General features: G+C 41.7%; 18 protein-coding genes. 11 read left to right on the top strand and 7 right to left on the bottom strand.

Features of this window, described 5'->3' with window-relative positions:
• Nucleotides 1-33: 33 nt before the first annotated feature.
• The 7 genes from ACYQ28_RS13925 to ACYQ28_RS13895 form a co-directional block, all read right to left on the bottom strand.
• Nucleotides 34-585 carry a YbhB/YbcL family Raf kinase inhibitor-like protein gene (locus tag ACYQ28_RS13925; RefSeq protein WP_460051158.1) on the bottom strand — a complete coding sequence of 184 codons (552 nt, stop codon included), beginning with the start codon at nucleotides 583-585 and terminating at the stop codon, nucleotides 34-36.
• Nucleotides 586-1,299: 714 nt separating this feature from the next.
• Nucleotides 1,300-1,518, bottom strand: a complete 219-nt coding sequence (locus tag ACYQ28_RS13920; protein WP_460051159.1) for a hypothetical protein — start codon at nucleotides 1,516-1,518, stop codon at nucleotides 1,300-1,302.
• Between the two features lie 161 nt (nucleotides 1,519-1,679).
• Entirely contained in the window at nucleotides 1,680-3,302 is a 1,623-nt protein-coding gene (locus ACYQ28_RS13915) for a methyl-accepting chemotaxis protein (protein WP_460051161.1), read from the bottom strand.
• An 809-nt stretch (nucleotides 3,303-4,111) separates the two neighbouring features.
• Entirely contained in the window at nucleotides 4,112-4,903 is a 792-nt protein-coding gene (locus ACYQ28_RS13910) for a DODA-type extradiol aromatic ring-opening family dioxygenase (protein WP_460051163.1), read from the bottom strand.
• Between the two features lie 337 nt (nucleotides 4,904-5,240).
• Nucleotides 5,241-6,017: a hypothetical protein gene (locus ACYQ28_RS13905; RefSeq protein ID WP_460051165.1), complete on the bottom strand. Its 777-nt coding sequence runs from the start codon at nucleotides 6,015-6,017 to the stop codon at nucleotides 5,241-5,243.
• A 548-nt stretch (nucleotides 6,018-6,565) separates the two neighbouring features.
• Nucleotides 6,566-7,777, bottom strand: coding sequence for an MFS transporter (locus ACYQ28_RS13900; RefSeq protein ID WP_460051167.1), 1,212 nt, complete (start codon nucleotides 7,775-7,777; stop codon nucleotides 6,566-6,568).
• Between the two features lie 454 nt (nucleotides 7,778-8,231).
• A complete protein-coding gene (locus ACYQ28_RS13895) occupies nucleotides 8,232-9,803 on the bottom strand; it encodes an FAD/NAD(P)-binding protein (RefSeq protein WP_460051169.1) in 1,572 nt (523 codons plus the stop codon).
• 866 nt (nucleotides 9,804-10,669) lie between these two features.
• Here ACYQ28_RS13895 and ACYQ28_RS13890 point away from each other — a divergent pair.
• The 11 genes from ACYQ28_RS13890 (at nucleotide 10,670) to ACYQ28_RS13840 (ending at nucleotide 21,982) form a co-directional block, all read left to right on the top strand.
• Nucleotides 10,670-12,175, top strand: coding sequence for a malonate decarboxylase subunit alpha (locus ACYQ28_RS13890; protein WP_460051171.1), 1,506 nt, complete (start codon nucleotides 10,670-10,672; stop codon nucleotides 12,173-12,175).
• 462 nt (nucleotides 12,176-12,637) lie between these two features.
• Nucleotides 12,638-13,363 (top strand): hypothetical protein, encoded by a 726-nt coding sequence (locus tag ACYQ28_RS13885; protein WP_460051173.1) that lies wholly within the window; start codon nucleotides 12,638-12,640, stop codon nucleotides 13,361-13,363.
• 189 nt (nucleotides 13,364-13,552) lie between these two features.
• A complete protein-coding gene (gene iscR, locus ACYQ28_RS13880; RefSeq protein WP_460051175.1) occupies nucleotides 13,553-14,038 on the top strand; it encodes a Fe-S cluster assembly transcriptional regulator IscR in 486 nt (161 codons plus the stop codon).
• Between the two features lie 136 nt (nucleotides 14,039-14,174).
• Complete coding sequence (sufB, locus tag ACYQ28_RS13875) at nucleotides 14,175-15,611, top strand: Fe-S cluster assembly protein SufB (RefSeq protein ID WP_460051177.1); 1,437 nt, start codon at nucleotides 14,175-14,177, stop codon at nucleotides 15,609-15,611.
• Nucleotides 15,612-15,628: 17 nt separating this feature from the next.
• Nucleotides 15,629-16,429 (top strand): Fe-S cluster assembly ATPase SufC, encoded by an 801-nt coding sequence (sufC, locus tag ACYQ28_RS13870; protein WP_460051179.1) that lies wholly within the window; start codon nucleotides 15,629-15,631, stop codon nucleotides 16,427-16,429.
• Nucleotides 16,426-17,688, top strand: a complete 1,263-nt coding sequence (sufD, locus tag ACYQ28_RS13865) for a Fe-S cluster assembly protein SufD (RefSeq protein WP_460051181.1) — start codon at nucleotides 16,426-16,428, stop codon at nucleotides 17,686-17,688. Before sufC ends, sufD begins: the two co-directional genes overlap by 4 nt.
• 5 nt (nucleotides 17,689-17,693) lie before the next feature.
• A complete protein-coding gene (locus ACYQ28_RS13860) occupies nucleotides 17,694-18,911 on the top strand; it encodes an aminotransferase class V-fold PLP-dependent enzyme (RefSeq protein ID WP_460051183.1) in 1,218 nt (405 codons plus the stop codon).
• A gap of 53 nt (nucleotides 18,912-18,964) precedes the next feature.
• The gene (locus ACYQ28_RS13855; protein WP_460051185.1) at nucleotides 18,965-19,321 is read left to right on the top strand and encodes a HesB/IscA family protein; all 357 of its coding nucleotides are present in this window, start codon (nucleotides 18,965-18,967) and stop codon (nucleotides 19,319-19,321) included.
• Nucleotides 19,322-19,675: 354 nt separating this feature from the next.
• On the top strand, nucleotides 19,676-20,197 hold the full coding sequence (sufT, locus tag ACYQ28_RS13850; protein WP_460051193.1) for a putative Fe-S cluster assembly protein SufT: 522 nt from the start codon (nucleotides 19,676-19,678) through the stop codon (nucleotides 20,195-20,197).
• Nucleotides 20,198-20,519: 322 nt separating this feature from the next.
• On the top strand, nucleotides 20,520-20,930 hold the full coding sequence (locus tag ACYQ28_RS13845) for a SufE family protein (protein ID WP_460051187.1): 411 nt from the start codon (nucleotides 20,520-20,522) through the stop codon (nucleotides 20,928-20,930).
• 242 nt (nucleotides 20,931-21,172) lie between these two features.
• Entirely contained in the window at nucleotides 21,173-21,982 is an 810-nt protein-coding gene (locus tag ACYQ28_RS13840; protein WP_460051189.1) for a siderophore-interacting protein, read from the top strand.
• Nucleotides 21,983-22,081 lie beyond the last annotated feature (99 nt).

Below are 22,081 nucleotides of genomic sequence, written 5' to 3'. Positions count from 1 at the left end.
CTCAAAAGTGCGTTAATCTGAGGCGCGTAAAAATTAACGCTCGTATAAGGCTTCGATAGAAGCAGAGCCAAGGCTATTGCCGTTAATCATATAACCGGCTAATGCGGCACTGGCGTCTTCAGGAATTTCAAGTTTCTCAACTTTTAACGCGTGAATGGTAAAGGTGTAGTGGTGCACACCGTGACCGGGAGGTGGGCATAAACCGCCAAAACCTTTATAGCCATAATCGTTACGCGTTTGCGCGCTACCTTCTGGTAACTTGCCGTTTTCTGCCGCGCCTGCGTTGGTTGCTAGAGAGGTAGTATCAGCAGGAATATTAATGACTTGCCAGTGCCACCAGCCGCTGCCGGTAGGTGCATCGCGATCATGAACGGTTAACGCGAAGCTCTTGGTGCCTTCAGGCGCGCCAGACCAAGATAGCTGTGGTGAAGCATTGCCACCTTCACAACCAAAGCCCTGGAACTCTTGTGCTTTGGACATCATTTCGCCTTCTTTGATGTCTTTACTGGTTAAGGTGAACTCACCGGCTAGAGCAACATTGGCGGTCATTGCGATAATTGCAGACAAAGCTAACTTCTTGTACATATCACGTCTCTCGATGTTTACGGTAGTCGTTAAAGTCTATCACTATCGGTTTCTAATGTGCTGCTACTTAATCGCGAGCTTATGAACGCACACCCTAAAATTGTGTTAAAAAAATCACAAAACTGACGCTTAATACCACTAAAACATATCAATCAATTGCTAGTTATGACAGCTGTTAGCGCTGGATTCTAAACAGAGTGTTTATAAAGATGTGTAAGCATGGTGCCGTTTACAAACTGTTTGACCATGAATTAGCTAAAAGAGATTACTGGCAGAGAGAATTATAAGAGTGGGAAATAGCGGATAAGTCGGACATCTCATTTTCTATGTCTGCCCGCTGATTAAACCATGGTTCAGTTAATTGGCGTTTCCTAAGGTATAAACAGCGGAATCGTACGCAATTGAATTTGATTCACTCAACTATGAGTTTTGTGGTAACTGTGTTATGCGATAAAACCCATAAAATTACATGAACACTGTGGTTAATAAGCGGTAGGTTAGAGTGGCGTAAAACAAGATTATGATTTTGTAAAATATATATCTTTTAGCATTTTTCAGCTTTTGAGATCACATAAAGTCTTTGGTAATTACTTTTTTATGAGATATATATGGTGAGGAGAATGCCTAAAAGCGATGTTTGTATTTTCAAAAGGCCTTTATTTGCAGAGTGAAAACTATTTTTTACAAACTAACCACAACAAAGGCCAATCAATATTACTTAATTTGCGGGCTTACAGAAATTGCCACTTCACTGAAATTTTCTACCAAATCGTCAACGCGCATACGCAACTGCTTAACACGTTTTAAATCCGTTAAAACCTCGTCAAAGGTATAATCTTCATCGCATTCGGCTTCATCAATTTTTTCTAGATCACTCGAATAAGCGTGCAGAGCAGATTGAATATAGGTTAAATCTTCGTAGCTAAATGACATTGTGTGCCCTTTAATGATTGTTCTTAAGTTGTTTGGAGCTTACCAGAAGCAATCACTAAAAAAAACCGCGTTTGTATCTTGTGGAATTTTTACCTCAAACACCCATAAAAAAACAGAGCTTAAAAAGCTCTGTTTATAAGAATAGCGAGAATTAAATACTATTAACTGGCCCTAAACCCTGACCTTAGTCCGCCCCAGTGTTTACCTTTTACGTAAATTGGAATACTAAAGTCGTGCATTACTTCACCGGTATCGCGTTTGTAGGTTTGTACCAAGAAAGGTTTGGTGTTTGAGCCGCACCGTTTTCCTGTGCGGTCGGTAAAGATGCGTTTGGTGCGATTGTTGGCAAGGTCGGTGTCGTAGTCTCCGGTCAGTGGTTTGGAGAATTTTTTGTTATGGGTAGGGAAGTAACCGTTGTTATCGACCGCGCCACAGTAAATTACGAAAGGTAATCTTTCTAAAATAGGTTCTTGGATGGCGGGTAATACTTGGTCGGTAAATTTATCGAATCGAGTGGTGTATTTTTCAGGGTTAGTATTTGGAATTTTTTCGTATTTACGATCAAAAAGATCGCTCATGCTGATGGTGCCTTTATCAATGGCTTGCTCGAATACTTCTTGTATTTTTAACACCGCGGCAGACATGTTGTTATAAAGATCCTTCCATTCTCCAGTAAAACCCGCAGAGCCTTGCAGTTCGTAGATCACTTCTGATTTATCGGCCAGTTGTAAAGACTGGTTGGCCATCATGTCAATATCGGTTGCGGTGTGTTCTAAACCTTGAGAAAGTATTGCGATGGAGTTGATGATTTTGTTTTGATAATCGCGACTTTCGCGGGATTGTTCGCCAGTAACTGCAATGCGTGAATCCACGTCTTCTGCGTAAGACAAAATGTCTTGCAGTTGACGATCGACCATTTGAATGGTTTCAACGCCGGCCTCAACGCTGGTTACGACCGACTGCATGGCATCGCTGGTAAGTTTGGTGTCTTTGTTAATCTCCATGGCCATATCGCGAATTTGATTGGTAGAATCTGCGGTGCGATTGGCGAGGTTGCGAACTTCTTCGGCCACCACGGCAAATCCACGACCCATATCACCGGCGCGGGCGGCTTCAATGGCGGCGTTAAGTGCTAATAAATTGGTCTGATCGGCAATTTCACTAATAACTTTGGCGATATTCGAAATCTCGGAGGCGCGGTTTTCGAGTTGATTAATAAGATCAGCGGTTTTGCGAACCTGTGATCCGGTATCGGTCATTTGCTGATTGGCGTTGCGAATGGATTCTCGACCGGTTTGGCAGGCTGAATGTGTTAATTGTGATGTCTCTTCGAGCGCATTTAAACTTTGTGTTGAATCTTCAACGATGCGAGTAACTTCTTGAGAATTACGGTTAATTTCTCGTGTTTGTTCCACCTGCGCGTCAATGCGCGCTTTCAATACATCGGATGCATGTGAAACTTCAGCCGCGGCAATGGCGATGATATTACAGCTGTTGGAAATTCCGATGGCGCGCTGGCTGCTAGCGCTGGCATTTTTGCTGATGCTGTATTCGAGATGGCTAATATCCGATAAATCGAGAGCCATATTTAGCTGGTCGTTTAACGTTTGTAGAGCGGTTTCTAGGGGTTCTATTTTCTTTTGAAAACAAAAAACCACAAAGGCAGGCGCAACCAGAGTAGCAACGATAAAACCCCATAAACCTAAAAACCAAAAACTTCCTGCGGATACAAGACCACTGACTAGGGTGGCCGCGGCGGCAATTTTGAGCTTTGAATTTCGCATTAAGGCGCTCTTTATTTTTTAATGGATACGAGACGGTTTATACAATATTGCAATTAGGTTTCTAATTAACAGCATTAATCTTAATTAACTTTCGAAATTAACTACATTCAAGGTAGGTCAGTCGCCGGTTAATGTGAGATTGGTTCGAAACAGTTATATTTTTAGCAGTCGAATGCTGTTTTTTCCATAATCTAACCATAACTAATACAGCGGCAGACCGATCGGAAAGTTGAGTATCTTGTAATTTTTATGTAGCGATATGTACTACTGTGTTAATCATTTGATGAAATTGGGTTATTAATGTCACCGTAATAATTTTTAATAAACGAATACTTATATTAGCCTTGCTAATATCGCCTCGCTAGTATTAGTAAATATAAAAGTATAATGTGGACGCAAGTGCATTCCGTAAAAATGCGTGGAATCAACTTCGGTTTTGTCGTCTTGCAGATGGTAGGTATATTGCCAATAAGATTTTTTTAAAGAATCGTCAATATAAAGTAGTTTTTTTGCAGAATTTTTAAAAGAGTTTTTAGGACGGGGCTTCAAGAAAGTTTTTAAGAGCGTTTTTACGGGAGTCTTTTGAAATATCATTTTTAAATGATTGTTTTCAAGAAAGTGAGAATTTTTTGGGCTGGATCTCAATGTAATAATCTTAGCTGAATTAATTTTTGATTGAATATAACAGTGTCATGTCTGGTTTTCTTCTAGGCTGAAAGTTTTATTATCAACCTAGAAGAATCGATGTATTCGCGATACGTGAATATTCAGCCTACATCGATGATTAAAATCATAATTAAAATTTTAGGCTACCAAATAATACAACTGGATTCTTTGCCCATAATTTTACTGTGTAAAACTTCTTTTGCCGATGACTGAGCAACACCATAACAGACGTGTAGAGGAATAAGGTGCTCTGGTCTTGGATGGCAAAATTGTGCTCCCGGAGCAAGTTGCCACTGAACTAGAATATTTTCTCGTTCGTTTTCGGATAATTCACGAGTGCAGCAGGTTTTGTTAAGCCAAGATTCAAACTCGTGATTGAGTCGAGCCATTTCCGCCGTTGATGGCGAGAAAAACGCCCGTAAATTATGGAACGATAGTCCAGAGCCAATAATTAAACAGTCTTCTACGTTTAATTTCGCTAAGGCCTTGCCAAGTTGAATATGGCTCCTAGCGTCTAAATTTCGATTCAACGAAACTTGTACGCAAGGTATATTCGCCTCTGGATACATTAACTTTAATGGTACGAAAACGCCGTGATCAAAACCGCGATAAGGATCAACCGCTGCTGTTAATCCTTCATCCGTTAATGTTTTATGAATAAGGTCGGCAAGATCTGGATTACCCGGTGCTGGGTATTTAATAGCATAAGATTCTCTCGGAAAACCGTAGTAGTCATAGATTAATTCCGGTTGCTTGGCGCCGGTAATAATAAAGCCGGCTTCTTCCCAATGCGCACTAACCACAATAATTGACTTAGGTGTTTTAATTTTTTGAGGAATCTTTTTTAAAGCCGCGATCAACTCAACGTGAGTTGGATCGTTAAGTAACGGCATTGGACCGCCGCCATGAGAAAGAAAAACTGTCGATATAGTCATTAATGAATCTCTGATCATGAGCGAGCAAAAAAATAATGCGTTTGCCCACTAAGTGCATGAGTTAACGTTAATGAAATAATATCTTTTGGCTAGGTGTTTGTTAATTACCGATCTGGATACGTGGGGTGATTTGGGTGTAAATAAAATGAAACGCTATCATGAGCCTCAGGAGGTGTACGGGGCGCAGAGGTTTTACCTGCAATTAATTGAATAAGTTAATTAATAAATTCTACAGATTATTAATGCAATCGGGTCTGAATCCGAAGATTCAGACCCGATTTTAATAATACAAATTACGTTATGTTATTTGTATTAAGTATTCAATTTTACCGTTAAATCAGTTTGGACCGATTGGGTAAAGAGTTGGTAGGGTCGCAGAAATAGCCGTTGCTTGTGGTGAACACTCGATGGTGCCGAAACCGCTAGCACTGATACCATTTTCGTCTAGATCGTAAACGATGTTGTCGTCACCAGTTGCAGAGAAACCAATGCCAGGAGCAAGGTTATCTAAACCTAACATGTCGCGAACCATCCACGCAGCATTGTGGTCGGCACATGGGTGAACCTCACCACCAATACCTAAACCGCCAATAACTTCACCGGCATCATTAAATAATGCTAAACCGCCGCCGAGAGCAGTTGCACCACCGATAATTTGGCCAAGCATTGGATCTTTACGAGTACCGAACAAACGTGAAGGGCCTTCATAAGCTACGTTAGATACAGGATAAGCATTAGGTAGATTTTGGAACAAACCATTTGCTAGGGTCGCACCAGAAAGTTGTGGTGTAGAAACTACGAAATTCGGCAAGCTCAACGCGTTGGCGGTAGAAGCTTTAGCGGTTGAAACTACACGACCAATAGGTAGTTGTGATTGACGGTCGTCACCGGTGAAAATAACGTTACGTACGCGATTATCACGGTCTACGATAATGGCCCAAAAGTGCAGACCGGCACCACCGTTAATTTCGGCACCCACTACAGAGCGCACAACTTCTCTTAGTTCTTCATCGGTAGGTAGTGTATTTGCAGCAGTTGCACTGAAAGATACTGCTGCGGCAACAGTTAAGGCTAACACTGATTTGCTTGCATTAATTAGTTTTTTGTTAAGCATGAATAGCTCCTTGTGTTTCAATATTTTTTTGTGTTTATAGTGGAAGGTCCTTTTGTGCTTTTGCACCCTTTTATTTCGTTACAGCTTTAGGGGCTGAAACTCAATTCTTTATCAATGTAGCGATTATTTTTTAAATATCGAAGCTTGTAGTTTTTATAGGAAACTCTGATTAACCTAGAGTTTCTCGCGACACAAGAATGTGTCGCCAATTTCAAGAACTGTAAGTGATTGAAATTGTGAAGAAATTGGAAATCGCATTTTCAATTTCTGTCCTCTGATTAAATCAAGGATGAGTTAAACAGAGGTTCCTATAGTTATTACTTGTATTTAAGCGTTGCCAATATTATTGCTTGTAAAATGTTGTTGTGAATAAAATCAAATCTACGTTGTTTGATCTTTTAATGTTTTAAAAATCCAATAACCGGAATATTTACATCGAATATATTTTTATGGCTACGTTTTTATGACCGGTTTTTTGGCTGTCGTTTTTATCGTTTTATAAACTTTAATAACAGGGTTACTTTTCAAATAAGCATCAAATAAGTAATTTAATTTAATGCCGATTTCATTGTGCCATCCGGCGGCACTTGCTTTTGATGATTGTTTATAGGAAACAAAAAGCGCATGTTCACCATAGATAGGCCAACTGCAACAAATATCAAAGCAACAACAAATAATACTTGGTAGATTTCAGACGAATCAAAAATTAACGCTAAAATTAATGCACTAACCGCTTGGCCTGAAGAAAAGCACATGGTGGCAACTTGCCACGCAGATGAAAACTGCTCTTGAGACAAATTTTCTCTCAACCAATTTGAAGTTAGTAATACAATATTAGGTAAACAAAATCCGCTGGTTAGCGCGGCAATATAAAAAGCCATTTTATTTGGATAAAACGCAAAAATTGCTAAGGCAGTTAGTTTTGCGGTAAATAAAACAGTGAGTGCCGATCCGTTTAAATGCTTGGGGTAAATTCTAGAGAGTAACGGGGTGGATAATAAACCCCCAATTCCAAAAAATAACCATAAAGTGCTGCCTTCTTTACTTCCCCATAGTAATTCGTTTGCAGCGTAATCACTTAAATACACACTGCCAGGAACAAAACACGCCGCCGCCATGGCATAACCAATAATTACGCAAATAGCAGCCTTAGGTAGAGGAGCTTTGGATGCTTTAACATTTTGCTCATAAGTAATATACGACAATAAAAATAAATTAAAGCCTACGACCAAAAAAACCACAATGGTTAATAGTTGTTGTTGCTGAAATAAATCTAAAGGCAACAACATAAAGCTTGCCGAAACCATGGCGCCTATACCAATTCCCACAAACGACCAAAGTGGTGTTTTGGATTTTTGCTGATCACTGCCTTTGCTAACCGCTAACACTGGCCCGGTTACCATTAACGCCCCGCCAATAACGTTATACATAAATCGCGTCACTTGCCATGTAGAAACTGTAAGATCGATAAGTTCAACGATTTGACAGATTAAACCGATGACAAAACACACTCTGATTGAAGGTAAAATTCCTATTCGTTTAATCATTGGGCCAGCAATGATTGCTCCGGTGGCATAACCGAGCATTAATAAAGCGCCAATAACGGTGGTTGCTTCTTTCGGGAAAATATCTAACTCAACAGCGGTTGCCGCAAGTGGCGTGAATGACATTCTGCTGATGCCAATACCAATAAATGTTGCGCTAAAACCAATCCAGCGGGCGTACCAAATATTTTGGTTGATGTGTTCTCTAAGGTTCATCAAGGAACTGCTCGTTAATCTCCCGTTTTGGGAGTAAAATATTTAAACTGTCTAAAAAATTTATAGAAGGTTATAGGTTGTGTGTATTCGTAACCTATGCCGATACCGCAGAAACAGCTTTTGAAGTTAAGTTTGCATAAAAATACTAAATAACCCAAAGCCAACCGAAATAAAGCTATGCGTTACCAATTTCAAATCTTGGCTTTCTGATTAAGTCAAGGATAAGTTAATTTAGAAGTTCCTATAGGATATAAAATAACTCCTATTTAACAACATTGATTAAATAGGAGTCGTTTATTTACTTGTTTTTATAGTTTTTAAGCTTGCTTATATTAAATCGACGAATTGTTTCGGTTTTGTTGATCTTGTCGATGTTTATATAAAAATTCTCTCACAAAACTTAAACATCGTCTGCAAATAACGAATTTTTATTCGCAGACTAAATAATATTCAACTAAGCCTTTGCTTTGTTAAGCGCAGGTGTTTGTTCGCGCAGTTGAGCTTCTAGACTGAAATGCTTGTCAAAAATTTCTTTTGCACATTTATTCGCATGTCTAGTAATAATGTCCATTGCGCTGGTAAAGAAGAAATTACCTACGGTTAATTCACCGGATGCAAATAAATCTTCGTGAACGTTACCTTTAGTATCAATAATTTGATACGTGGTCGTGTCGATTTCGATACCGCCGTAGGGTTGTGGCGTTATGCTGCCTTTAGACATCATGTTGCGAATTAACTTAGAGTCGCTCTTCATAGGATCTTTGGGTGATCCGGTTGCGTAGATGACGTAGCCGTATTCACGATTAATTTCTAAACCACCTTCGGTTTGTGTAACCACAGGCATAGAACCGTATTCTTTAGATACGCGACTGTCTCCGCTAAAGAATTTAACCTGACCAGACTTTATATAGTTCAATATACGTTGTCCGTTTTCTCTTGGAATGGATACACGATAAGACATAAAGGTTGCAAAGTATTCATTTAGGAACGTATCTTTGTCTTCATCTTTTAATGCCATCCACAAGCGTTCGATAATTGCATTTGTAGAGTACAATACCGCCTGCCAACCGCGAGGATGGTTTGCCATTTTCATTTCATTTTCGAGATATTCTTCAATAGAGTTCGGCGCTTGTGGTGGAATAGCGATTTTTTCACGCATATGAGAAGGATTACACTCAAAGTAGTGTTCCAAATCATTGGCAACTAAAGTCACGATGTCGTTTAGCGAGATCACTGGTTTCTTGGCTAAATACTCGTCTAAGTAGGCATGGGTTAAATATTTACTGGCAAAACGGCCTTGTGTCCCGCGGATGGACGGAAAGAATCCACTGCGCGAATAAACGTGAATATCACCTTTATGGCCACCTTCTACAAGTGCAATGATTGCATCGATGGCGCTGAGTCGAGCACCAATAATTGCTAATGGTTGTTCGCTTTTTACATATTTTGTTAATTTACAAACTGGGTAAGGGTTAGAGATGACCGAACCTAACGTCGCTGGAGATTCGATTTTAGCATTAGGAATGGTACCGCAAGCCATTAAAACAATGTCAGAGGTAATGCTTAAATTACAGGAAGTCTTAGTTACGTAAGAATTGCCAACTATTGATACATCTACTGCTTCTGCATTTAATTGTACAATTTTTATGTTTCTTTGGGTTGCTTGTTTAACAACTTGTGCAAAAGAAGCTTGTAGGTACATGCCAAATAATGGGCGCGGTGCGTAACTGTCTTCAGTTGCAATGTAGTTCGGGAATTTATCTTCCCAAAGATCTGGGTTGCTGTGCAGCCAATTGAAAAAGTCACCGGGTTTTGACGGAAAAGCGGAAATATAACCTGCCTTGGTGTTTAAAATGTTTGATGCGCTGTCTTCGTTGTATGCGACACCAGGGCCAAAAATTTCTTGTTTTTCTAGAACATAAATAGTCGCAAGATTTTTAATATCATCTTTTGATTCTGTGATAAAACGATCCAAAAACGCAAGCGCCGTCGCACCGCCACCAATAATGGTGATGACCTTTTCCATAATACCCTTCCTATATAGCTGTTAATTTAAAATTATGTAATTGAATGTAATGCTTAATGTCGGCCTGTCCTTGCTGGCCATGTCTGCCTTATTCCGCTGTGAGTAAGGCATGACGGTTACCGATAAATATGGAACCAGGTTTTTTTACCGGTAAAATTCGGGCTTGTATAAAATGCTTAGCGAGTAACTAAACTTTATTGTATAACCGTTAAAAATATAAATAGAGGGTTACCAGTTTTAGTGTGAATTAAGTCACGGCTAAGAAAAAAAGAATTTTTAAGCAATAACTGAGTAATTTACTGGGTAACCAAGTGCTAAAAGAATTTTTTAAATTGCAGCGAATGCATATATTTGTGCGTTGAATAAGCCTAAGAGAATTAGAAGTTTTAGGCTTTGGCGTAACATCGTGGGTATTTTATTTTTGTACACCAGGTATTTAAAAGGGGTAAGAAAACAAAAACCTTAATTTATTTGATCGATGTCTATCTAATATCGCTTATTTACGTTATTCGCAGCCGTTCTTTATTAGAACACCTTGTTTTTTATTATATTTATTCGTTGTTGCTAACTTATGACTATAAATTACTTTGTTTTGAAATAGTTTTTCGGTAAATTGCTCACCTACAAAGTAACCGCTAAAATAAATTTGATGGGTTACATTAAAAAACATTCCATGTGCATTTGATACTGTAAAAACGTCACAAATCTATAAAATGAGTAAACAGCTTTAAACCAGTTATTTTTGTGTTACTCAAAAGATGTGCTTTAAGTTTGTGTCTTAGTCCGGTGGTAAGTCCCAGCGATTTCGCAAAAAAAATAAAATATTAATTCTAAAATGAAATATAAAAAATAAATTGGAGGCAGAGGTGAAAGTCATTAATTCTAAACAAGCTGCAGAGTTAATTGCTGACGGAGCGACAATCATTCCCGGTGGTTTTGGTAGTTGTGGTCATGGTGATGCATTAACAAAAGCCATTCAAAAACGTTTTTTAGAAACAGGCAAGCCTGAGAAAATTAATTTGCTATTTGCCTCCGGTGCCGGTGATAAGTCTGGAAACGGCCTAGATCGTCTGGCGTATCCGGGATTGGTTAACAGGGCGATTGGTGGTTTTTGGGCGCTAAACCCTAAGCTTACAGAAATGGGACTCTCTGGAGAAATAGAGGCTCACAATTGGCCGCAAGGTGTTATTAGTAATTTATTTAAAGAAATTGCACGTGGTTCATTAGGTTTTATTACCAAAGTAGGAATTAACACTTTTGTCGATCCAGAGGTGGAAGGTGGTTCTTTTAGCCGATTGAAGTCTGATTCTTTGGTAGAAGATGTCTTTATTAAAGAACAACGATTTTTGTTATACCCTGCACAAAAAATTGATGTTGCCTTATTGCGTGGCACCAAAGCAGATGAATTAGGCAACATTTCTTTTGAGAACGAAACCGCGTACATGGATTCACTGGCACAAGCGCAAGCGGCAAAAAATTGCGGTGGTATTGTTATTGTTCAGGTTAAAGAGATTGTAAAAGCTAAGTCGTTAAACCCTTATTTTGTCAAAATACCCAGTTTTCTTGTTGATTATGTTGTGGTTGCTGATGAAGAAGATCATCCAGAGACCTACGGTCGTGCGGCTGCGAAAAAATCTGTCAACCAAAAACAAAATGCTGCGTTAGAGGTTGTCGATACAGCAAAAGAAATTATTGTTCGCAGAGGTATGAAAGAGTTAAATAAAGCGGGTGGTGGTTGTGTGAATTTAGGCATCGGTATTCCTGCGCTTATCGGTGAGCAAATGCAACACAGTAGTGATAATAAATTTGTGTTGACTATTGAATCTGGCGTTATTGGTGGGAATCCTGAGAGTGATTTATCGTTTGGTGCTTCGCTAAATCCGCAGGCCATTATTGAGCAATCCGAGTTGTTTAATATTTACGACGGCGGTGGTATTGCTATTTCATTTTTGGGATTTGCTCAGGCAGATCAACAAGGTAATGTGTGTGTTAGTCGATTTAATAATCGGGTACCGGGCGCAGGCGGATTTATTAATATTTCGCAATCGGCTCAGGCGCTTTGTTTTTGTGGAACTATGACCGCTGGCGGGCTTGATGTTGCGATTGAAAATGGCAAACTGAAAATCCTACGTGAAGGAAAAACTCGTAAATTTGTTGATGCTGTAGAGCAAATTACTTTTAGCTCCAGTTCTGGTAATTTCTGTTCGCGTTCTGTTTTATTCATTACTGAGCGGGCGGTTTTTCAATTAAAAAATTGTTCACTCGAATTAATTGAAATTGCGCCTGGCATCACTGTGGATGATTTAAAGAAAGTCATGGATTGTGCTTTTTCTGTGTCTAATGATTTAATTGAAATGACATTATCAGATTAGTATTGTTTAGATTTTACAAATTCACTCTTGTCTTCATTTATTTGCGTGTTTTTCTTGGTGGAAAACACGCTTTTTTCTTTTTAGAGGTTCTTCTTTTTTATTCGTAGATTTATTCAGCGGTTTTGTTTCTTGGTGTTGAGAATTTCAATTTTTCAATTGGAGTTAGCTAACAGGGTGTGTGATTTTGGTTTTTATAAATTAAGTAGTTCTAATTCGTTTTTTTCTGCTTGAGACTTTTTGTTAGCTGCTTCTACTATTGTTAGGAAATTCTGATTAGCTCAGGGTTTCATAGCGACAGGTGAGTGTGTCGCCAATTTCGAGAATGGTACGTGATTGAATCATGGCGGCGATAATCCAAGCTTCTGTTAGTCTATTTCGACGGTTTTTGGACCCTACGTCGTTTAGATTCTGTTTTTAGACGTTAAACGAACAGATATATCAATAAGCTAATGGCGATTTAAGGTGTGGTTAATAGTGAGTGGTTTTTATAAAAAACAACGTGTAAATGTTGGGTGTGCGCTTGAGGGTATGTCGAGGATGTTGGTTCGGTCGGCGCTTTTTTGTGTTCTCTGTTTGATGTTCGGCTGCACTGTGTCTCGTGGGCCGATCAATCATTTTTCTTCGCTGACTATTAATACGCAGCAAGAAAAGTTTTCTTATAAAGGAAAGGGCAGCAGCGCTGGCTTTATGTTGATGTCGACCCTTGGGCCTGCCGGTATTGCGGTGGGAATTGCTATAGATGAGGGAATATCGAAAGACATTACTAAAACTGCTTTGGCCGAACGCTCTTTGGATTCTGGTGAGGAAGGTGGTTTTCAGGCATTGCTGGCTGATTATTTCCAAAAAGCGGTGATTGCCACCGCGAATGACGAAGCGTTTTTAAAAACATCCAATGGTGAACAATCATTATTGCATCAATATTTTTTAGATCCCGTCGTTGTACAAACAATCGTAGTTCAACAGGCGGGTTTTTTAGCGGCGCCTAAAGATCAAGAACGCGCCGTGGTGTTGATCGATTTTCAAATCGAGTTATCGCAAGGGCCGCTTTTGATATCGTCTCAAGCCATGTCGGATCAAGCCGAATGGCCATCGGAATCGCTAGATAGACTAAAAGCCGACGCTTCGGCCATTGAATCCCTTTGGGTCCAGAGTTTGGCGATATTGCTGAAAAGCCCTGCGATTAATTAGGTGGCGCTGTTATTTGGAGGTAGTGGCGTTGTTATTTGGAGGTAATTGTGCCGCTTATCTGTGGGTTGGCTGCGTAGCAAATTAACAGAGTAGATTACTCTGCTATTTACTTGACTAATTTTGTCGGAATAATCACAATGGTGCAAAAACCATTCAATATTCCGATACCGTGATTTCTGGGAGTTTGCCATGCGCTTGACCACCAAAGGACGCTACGCCGTGACCGCCATGCTTGATTTGGCGCTGCACAGTAGTGAGGGGCCAATCAGTTTAGCGGGAATCTCTAAGCGCCAAGAGATTTCTTTGTCTTACCTAGAACAATTGTTTTCGAAGCTCCGTAAGCAAGATCTTGTTACCAGTGTGCGTGGGCCGGGCGGCGGTTATCGTTTGAGTCGTCATCCTGAACAAATTTTTATTGCCGAGATTGTTGACGCAGTTAATGAATCTATTGATGCAACCAACTGCGGTGGTCTTGGTAATTGTCATAATGGTGAAGTTTGCCTAACACATCATTTGTGGTCAGAGCTAAGCAAACAAATCCACCAGTTCTTGAGTGATATCAGCTTACAAAGCTTGCTTGAGCGTCACGCTGAGCAAGGAAACGCCAAAGCAGAACGCAAGGCCGCAGCCCAGGCTCAAGCTGAAGACGATCAAGTGCTTGAAATGTTGGGTTAATGCCCTAATTCACCCCACCTTGGTGTAATTCTCGCAGCTTGCACGGATGTATAATTCCATTGCAGCTGCAAAGCTGTTAAAAAGCGCCTCCAAAAACGCCTTAGAGCGTTGCTTTACCTGATTAGTGAGTTAGTCCATGACAGAAGAAATCGATAAGGCCCTGGCCCGAAAATACGAGGCGGGCTTTGTTTCAGCTATTGAGTCTGAAACATTCCCTCCGGGGCTTGACGAAGAAGTCATTCGGAAAATTTCCGCCATGAAGAATGAACCTCAATGGATGCTGGATTGGCGTCTAAAGGCTTTCGCTGCGTGGCTAGAAATGGAAACTCCCGACTGGGCCCATTTGAATTTTCCTGTGATCAACTACCAAGACATCTCTTATTATTCGGCTCCTAAGAGCATGGCCGATAAGCCAAAAAGTCTTGATGAGGTTGATCCGGAGCTGTTGCGCACCTACGAAAAACTGGGTATTCCGCTAATTGAGCAGCAGATGCTGGCCGGTGTTGCCGTAGATGCGGTGTTCGATTCTGTATCGGTTGTGACTACCTTTCGCGACAAGCTCGAAGAGGCTGGTGTTATTTTCTGCCCAATTTCTGAGGCCGTTCATAAGTATCCAGAACTGGTTAAGAAGTATCTCGGAAGTGTAGTTCCGCAAAAAGACAACTACTTTGCCGCTCTAAACTGCGCCGTGTTTACCGATGGTTCATTTGTGTACATTCCTAAGGGTGTGCGTTGTCCAATGGAGCTATCGACCTATTTCCGTATCAACGAACAAAACACCGGACAGTTTGAGCGTACTTTAATTGTTGCCGACGAAGGCAGCTACGTAAGTTATCTTGAAGGTTGTACCGCACCACAACGCGATGAAAACCAGCTGCATGCAGCGGTGGTTGAATTGGTGGCAATGGATAACGCCGAAATTAAATATTCTACGGTGCAAAACTGGTACCCCGGTGACGAAGAAGGTCGCGGTGGCATTTACAACTTCGTGACCAAGCGCGGTATTTGTCACACCAACGCCAAAATCAGTTGGACCCAGGTGGAAACCGGTTCTGCCATTACCTGGAAATACCCAAGTTGCGTACTGAAAGGCGATAACAGTGTGGGCGAGTTCTACTCGGTTGCCCTTACGCGTGGTAAGCAACAAGCCGATACCGGCACAAAGATGATTCACTTGGGTAAGAACACGCGTTCTACCATCATCTCAAAAGGTATTTCCGCCGGTCGTAGTAACAACGCCTATCGTGGTTTGGTTCGTATGAATCCCGGCGCTGATAAGGCGCGTAACTTTACGCAATGTGACTCTTTATTGATCGGTGATCAATGCGGTGCTCACACCTTTCCTTATGTAGAAAGCCGTAACCCAAGCGCGATTGTAGAACACGAAGCAACCACTTCTAAGGTGAGTGATGATCAGTTGTTTTTGTGTCAGCAGCGCGGACTTGATCCTGAAAAAGCCGTCTCGATGATTGTTAACGGTTTTTGTAAAGAAGTTTTTAAAGAGTTACCGATGGAATTTGCGGTAGAAGCCGGCAAATTATTAGAGATCAGTTTAGAAGGCTCGGTAGGTTAATCCAAGGTTTTAAAATTATGACTAGTAAGCAGTTACTTACCGTAAAAGGTTTGCAAGCTAAAGTTGATGAGAAAGACATTCTAAAAGGTTTAGACCTAGACGTTAAGCCCGGCGAAGTGCACGCCATTATGGGTCCCAATGGCGCTGGTAAAAGTACCTTTGGTTACGTGTTGTCTGGTCGCGACGGATACGAAATTACCGGTGGCGAAGTTGTTCTCGACGGTAAAGATATAACCGAAATGGATATTGAAGAACGTGCTCGTGCAGGTTTGTTCTTGGCGTTCCAATATCCGGTTGAGATTCCGGGTGTGAGTAATTTGGAATTCTTAAAGGCTGCCGTAGATGCTCACCGTGAAGCGCAGGGCCTTGAGCCATTAAGCTCAAAAGATTTCTTAAAAGAAGCCCGTGAAGCCAGTAAAAAGGTTAATTTACCGGCCGAGTTTTTAAAGCGTGGCGTTAACGAAGGCTTTTCGGGTGGTGAGAAAAAGCGCAACGAAATCATGCAGATGTTGCTGCTAAAACCAAAACTTTGCATCTTGGATGAATCCGATTCCGGTCTTGATATCGACGCCTTACAGGTTGTTGCCGAAGGTGTGAACAGTATGCGCGATGGCGAGCGCAGCTTTATAGTGGTTACTCACTATCAACGATTGCTCGATTACATCAAGCCTGACTACGTACACGTATTGTCAGACGGCAAAATTGTTAAGAGCGGTGATGCGAGCTTAGCGCTTGAATTAGAAGCGCAAGGTTACTCTTGGTTAGCCGAAATGCGCGAAGCTGATCCTGAAGAAATGCACCGTGAGGTGAGCGAATGAGTGTCTGGCTAGACCAAGCGCTGGCTCAAGCCGAACTCAGTAATGATTGTCTAGCGGAACATCGTGCAAAATCTCTAGAAGCATTACGTGCCACTCCTTGGCCAACGCGTAAAACCGAAGCATGGCGCTACACGCCACTGTTGAGCTTAGATAACTCGATTATCGATGAGCCCAATGACAATATTGATTACCCAAGCTCGCCGGAAGGTGTTGAGCTTATCGAGTTGTTTTTTGTAAACGGTAAACTGCAATCCGACATTAACGTTGCCGTTGAAGGGCTGACCATTGCCTCATTAGACAATCTTAATGACGAGCAACAAGCTGTCGCCAAAACCGTTTGTCAAAGCGCGAAACCTTCTCGCCATTTGTTTGGTATGGTTAACGACGTGCTCGCCAAACAAGGTGTGTTGATTTCCGTTGCTGATGGTTCTGACATCAAACCTATTATTCGTTTGGTACACCTTCAAAACGGTGGTCAAAGTCACGTGCGTCATCTCATCAAATTAGGGCAGGGTGCTAAGATTTCCGTCATTGAAGAGTATCGCGGTGAGCAGAGCTTTGTGGCGACAAGTTTTAGCGAGTTTGATCTTGGTGACGACGCGGTTTTAAATCATTACCGATTTGGCCTTCAAACCGGCGCCGCAAAAGCATTGGCTGGTTGTCATTTTAACTTGGCGAATCGTTCGCAAATGCACTCAACCTTGGTGTCGTTTGGTTCGGTATTGTCGCGTTTAGATGTCGATATCAACCATGCCGGTGAACATGCTCTAGCCACACAAAATGCGATTTATCTGTTGGCCGATAAAGAATTGTTCGACTTGCATTCCAACGTAGAACACATGCAGCCACACGGTACTACCGAAGAAAACGTGCGCGGCATTATTGGCGATAGTGCCAAAGCGGTGTTCAACGGTCGCATTCATATTCACCGTTATGCGCAAAAAACACTGGCCGAACTGAATAACCGTAACTTGTTACTCACGCCAAAAGCCGAGATCAATACCAAGCCTGAGCTTGAAATCTATGCCGACGATGTTAAGTGTGCCCATGGTGCAACGGTTGCCGAGCTTGATAATAAGGCGCTCTATTACTTGCGGTCGCGCGGTGTAAGCGAGCAAGACGCACGTATTATGCTGAACTTTGGCTTTATCAATGAGTTGATTGAGCAGATGCCAGCGCAGCCGTTGTGTGAATGGTTACAAGGTGAGTTGCGCACTCGATTTGGTGCTTTGCGAACTCAGCTTTCGGTAGAGGGGTGAAGACAGTGAGCTTTGACGTTAACCAAGTTCGCGCTCAATTTCCGATTCTTGCCCGCAAAATTGACGATAACCCGCTGGTTTATCTCGACAATGCTGCAACTACACAAAAACCGCAATGCGTAATCGATGCGTTGGTGGAGTATTACACGCAGTACAACGCCAATGTGCATCGCGGTGCCCATCGCCTTGCCGATGAAGCCACCAAAAAATTTGAAGCCGCCCGTGATGTGGTTGCCGAATTCATTAACGCCAATAAGCGCGAAGAAATTGTCTGGACCTCCGGCACAACCGAGTCCATTAACCTGGTCAGTCACGGTCTTGCTCAGTATTTGCAACCGGGTGAGCAGGTGGTTGTTACCGAAATGGAACACCACGCTGATCTGGTCACCTGGCAGCAAGCCTGTGCCAAAAGCGGCGCTAAGTTAGTAGTTGTGCCCATTAACGATGAAGGCGAGTTAGATCTTGTTGCCTTCGACACGGCACTTGGGCAAAAAACCCGTTTGGTAGCGTTTCCACATGTTTCTAATGCCTTGGGAACGGTAAATCCAATCGCGTTGCTTACCAGAATTGCCAAAGAAGCAGGCGCCTGGGTAATGATCGATGGTGCTCAAGGCATTGCTCATGAGTCGGTGGATGTGCAAGCGTTGGGTTGTGATTTTTACGCGTTTTCTGCCCACAAACTCTACGGCCCAATGGGCATGGGTGTACTTTGGGGGCGTGAAGAATTACTCAAAGATTGGCCGGTTTGGAAAACCGGTGGCGAAATGATCGCGACCGTGACTTACCAATCGGCTACTTGGAATCAGCTGCCTTATAAATTTGAAGCCGGCACACCCAACGTAGGCGGTGCCATTGCTACCGCACGTGCCATTCAATGGTTGTCTGAGTTTAACTTTGCCGAGGTGCAAGCCCACGAAGCTGCATTGCTGCGAGCGGCCACCGATCGCGCCATGGATTTTCAAGGTTTGCGAATTATTGGTAGTGCCGAGCACAAAGCCGGCGTTCTGAGTTTTGTGATGGATGCGGGTCATCCGGCGGACATTGGTTTTCTGCTTGATCGACAAGGTATCGCCATACGTACCGGGCACCACTGTGCCGAGCCTTTGATGAATCGTTTAGGTGTGCCGGGTACCGCGCGTGCGTCTTTCGCCATTTATAACACCTTGGATGAAGTTGAGGCCCTGTTTGATGGCCTGAAAAAAGTCCAAATGATGCTTGAATAGCCAATCGTTAACTCAATAATGGTTGGAAGCATTTTCCCTTTAACGGAGCTTGTATGACTGTTTCTACATTTGATCCCACTGCGAGCCCAGTATCAGTTACTGACCGCGCTTTGCGTTACTTCCATCGCAACGCCGAGCGTGACGGTGGCAACTTGATTCGTTTGTCAGTGAAAACCAGTGGCTGTTCTGGCTACGCTTACGTATTAGATTTTGTACAAAACGCTAAAGATTCTGATCAAGTGATTCCGCTTGATGGCTCGTTAAATCTTGCCGTTGATAAAGAAGCGGTAAAGGTTGTGCGTGGTACCGAGATCGATTTAGTCACCGAAGGCTTAAACCAAGTCATTAAATTCAACAATCCCAACGTGGTTGCTGAATGCGGATGCGGCGAAAGTTTCAGCGTTAATTGATTTCTAAGGCAGTGCAAAACAAGTGCTGCCTTAACTCTCTATCAAATTGTTTTACCAAATTCCTCAGTACGTATTTTCAGTCTTTTGCTTTCATAAAGTATTTTCAAGGTTAGAATACGCGCCGCGACATTTCTGTCACCATCTTGTTAAGGAAACTCTGGTTAACCTAGAGTTTCTCGCGACACAAGGATGTGTCGCCAATTTCAGGAACTTTACGTAATAGAAATTGTGAAGAAATTGGAAATCGCATTTTCAATTTCTGTCCTCTGATTAAATCATGGATGAGTTAATCAGAGATTCCTTAACAGTCACCTTTCCAGACCGTAGTTAAAGGAGTGGATCTTGGAACAAAAAATGGTAGTCACCGGCCGTGAATGCCCCGCCCGCAGAGTGCCTTCGGGCGAACCTACAGCCATTCCTTCTGGTCAATTTATCACCATCAACCAATCACTGGGTGGCAACTACACGGTGACTTGGGCTGGCAACATGTTACGCATTGATGGCACCGATGCTGATGCTATTGGTCAAGAACCCGAAGTCTTATCGTTTCCTGAACCTGAAGACGATCAAATTATTGAAGACCAAGTTTGGCAGGCTTTGAAAAGCGTCTTCGATCCAGAAATTCCCATCGACCTTGTTGAGCTTGGTCTAATCTACAAGGTAGTAATTGAACAAGACTCAAAAGCCGTTAACATTGCCATGACATTAACCGCGCCCGGTTGCGGTATGGGGCCGGTGTTGATCAGCGACGTGAAGTATCGCGTGGCGAAAGTGCCGAACGTTGAACAGGTCAATGTTGAGCTGGTTTTTGATCCGCCATGGTCGCGAGAAATGATGAGCGAAGAAGCGCAACTTGAAGCGGGATTGTTTTTTTAATCTCTGAGAAGTTTTAGTGAATTTTGAGTGCCAATGTAACAAGCGCTCAAAACTGCTTGTGTTGAATGCGATCAAATATTTTTGTCATCACGATTAATAAGTTCCGCGCAACACAAGTACTTAAAACAAGACTCAAACATTATCGGCAGTTAAAAGCTGAATTTAATAGTTATAGGAACTTACGGTTAATTCGCTTCTGATTTAAGCGGAGTTTTCTATAAAAAATTCTGATGAGTTTATTGCTAATTTAATCAGAATTTTTACCGAATTGGGGTGGTAAGCCCTAAATAAAATCTCACCAAATAACTGATTGAATTAAGTTATGTCTGATTTAAATACCGATGAAATTATTGATGATTTAGGCTTTTTCGACGATTGGGAAGAGCGTTATAAATACATTATTGACTTGGGCCGTGAACTCGAAACCATGCCCGATGCTCTAAAAACTACTGATCGGCTTGTTAAAGGTTGTCAAAGTAATGTGTGGTTAGAAACACAAGTTAACGACGGCATTTTTCACTTTTTAGTCGATAGCGATGCCGTTATTGTGCGTGGTTTGCTTGCTCTTGTGCTTGCAGCGTTTAACCGTAAATCGGCACAAGCAATTCTTGATTTTGATATCGACAATTATTTTGGTCAACTTGATTTAGAGCGTCACCTAAGCCCAACACGCGGTAACGGTTTGCGAGCCATTGTGGCAAAAATAAAGGCCACGGCTGCCGCTGCTGTTTAGGATATAACTTATAGGAACCTCTGATTAACTCATCCATGATTTAATCAGAGGACAGAAATTGAAAATGCGATTTCCAATTTCTTCAAAATTTCAATCACTTACCGTTCTTGAAATTGGCGACACATCCTTGTGTCGCGAGAAACTCTAGGTTAATCAGAGTTTCCTATAGAGTCTCTGATTAATTTTTTGGTGATTTAATCAGCGGTTTCTAGAGTTTTCTCCATTCTCTATAACGAGCATTTATGAAAAAAACACGTGAATTAACGTTAATCAAAAAAGAAAATCTCTCCGAAAATTTATACCGTTTAGTGCTTTCTGGTGCTGCGCTCAGCGATTTTCCTGAAAATCAAGAAAGCGGTTATGTAAAATTCTTGTTTTCACCGGATGATGGTGAAGCTTTAAAACCAGAATTGCTCGATGACAGTGAATACTTTAAAGCAACACGCAAACGTACTTTCACCATTCGCGCTTATGATGCAAATGCTCAGCAATTACACATTGATGGTGTTTGCCACAGTTTTGGCGACGCAAATCAAGGCCCTGCAAATCGCTGGATAGAAAATGCCAATGTAGGTGATGCATTATTTACCGCAGGCCCTGGCGACAAAAAATTAATTAATTTTGATGCTGATTGGTATTTTTTTGCGGGCGATATGACAGCATTGCCAGCCATTGAGGTTAATTTACAGCAACTGCCAAAGTCTGCTCGTGGCATTGCGGTTATTGAAGTTATCAGCAACGGCGATATTCGTACGCTGGATGCTCCCGAAGGAATTGCTATTCACTGGGTTGTTAATGCAAACCCAAAAACACCCAATAGCTTATTGTCTGATAAGGTGCGGTCGCTGGATTTTTTAGATGGCGAAGTCAGTGTTTGGTTGGCGGGTGAATTTGAAATGATGCGTAATCTGCGCCGCTATTTTAAGCAAGAAAAAGCGGTGGGCCGTTCTAAAATTTACGCCAGCAGTTACTGGAAAATTAACGAATCCGACGAAGGTAATAAAAAAGCCAAACGTCAAGATGAAGCTGAAAATCCAGATGATCAAATCTAAATAGACAAATTTCTAAATAAAGAATCGCGGTTTCAAGTAATAACTGCAATTTCATAACGCAGCGAGTAAATCAACTCGCTGTCCCATAAATAATTCATT

The sequence above is a fragment of the Sessilibacter sp. MAH1 genome, assembly GCF_054658315.1.
The sequence above is the reverse complement of the archived record's forward strand: the minus strand, read 5'-3'. Positions and strand labels throughout refer to the sequence as shown.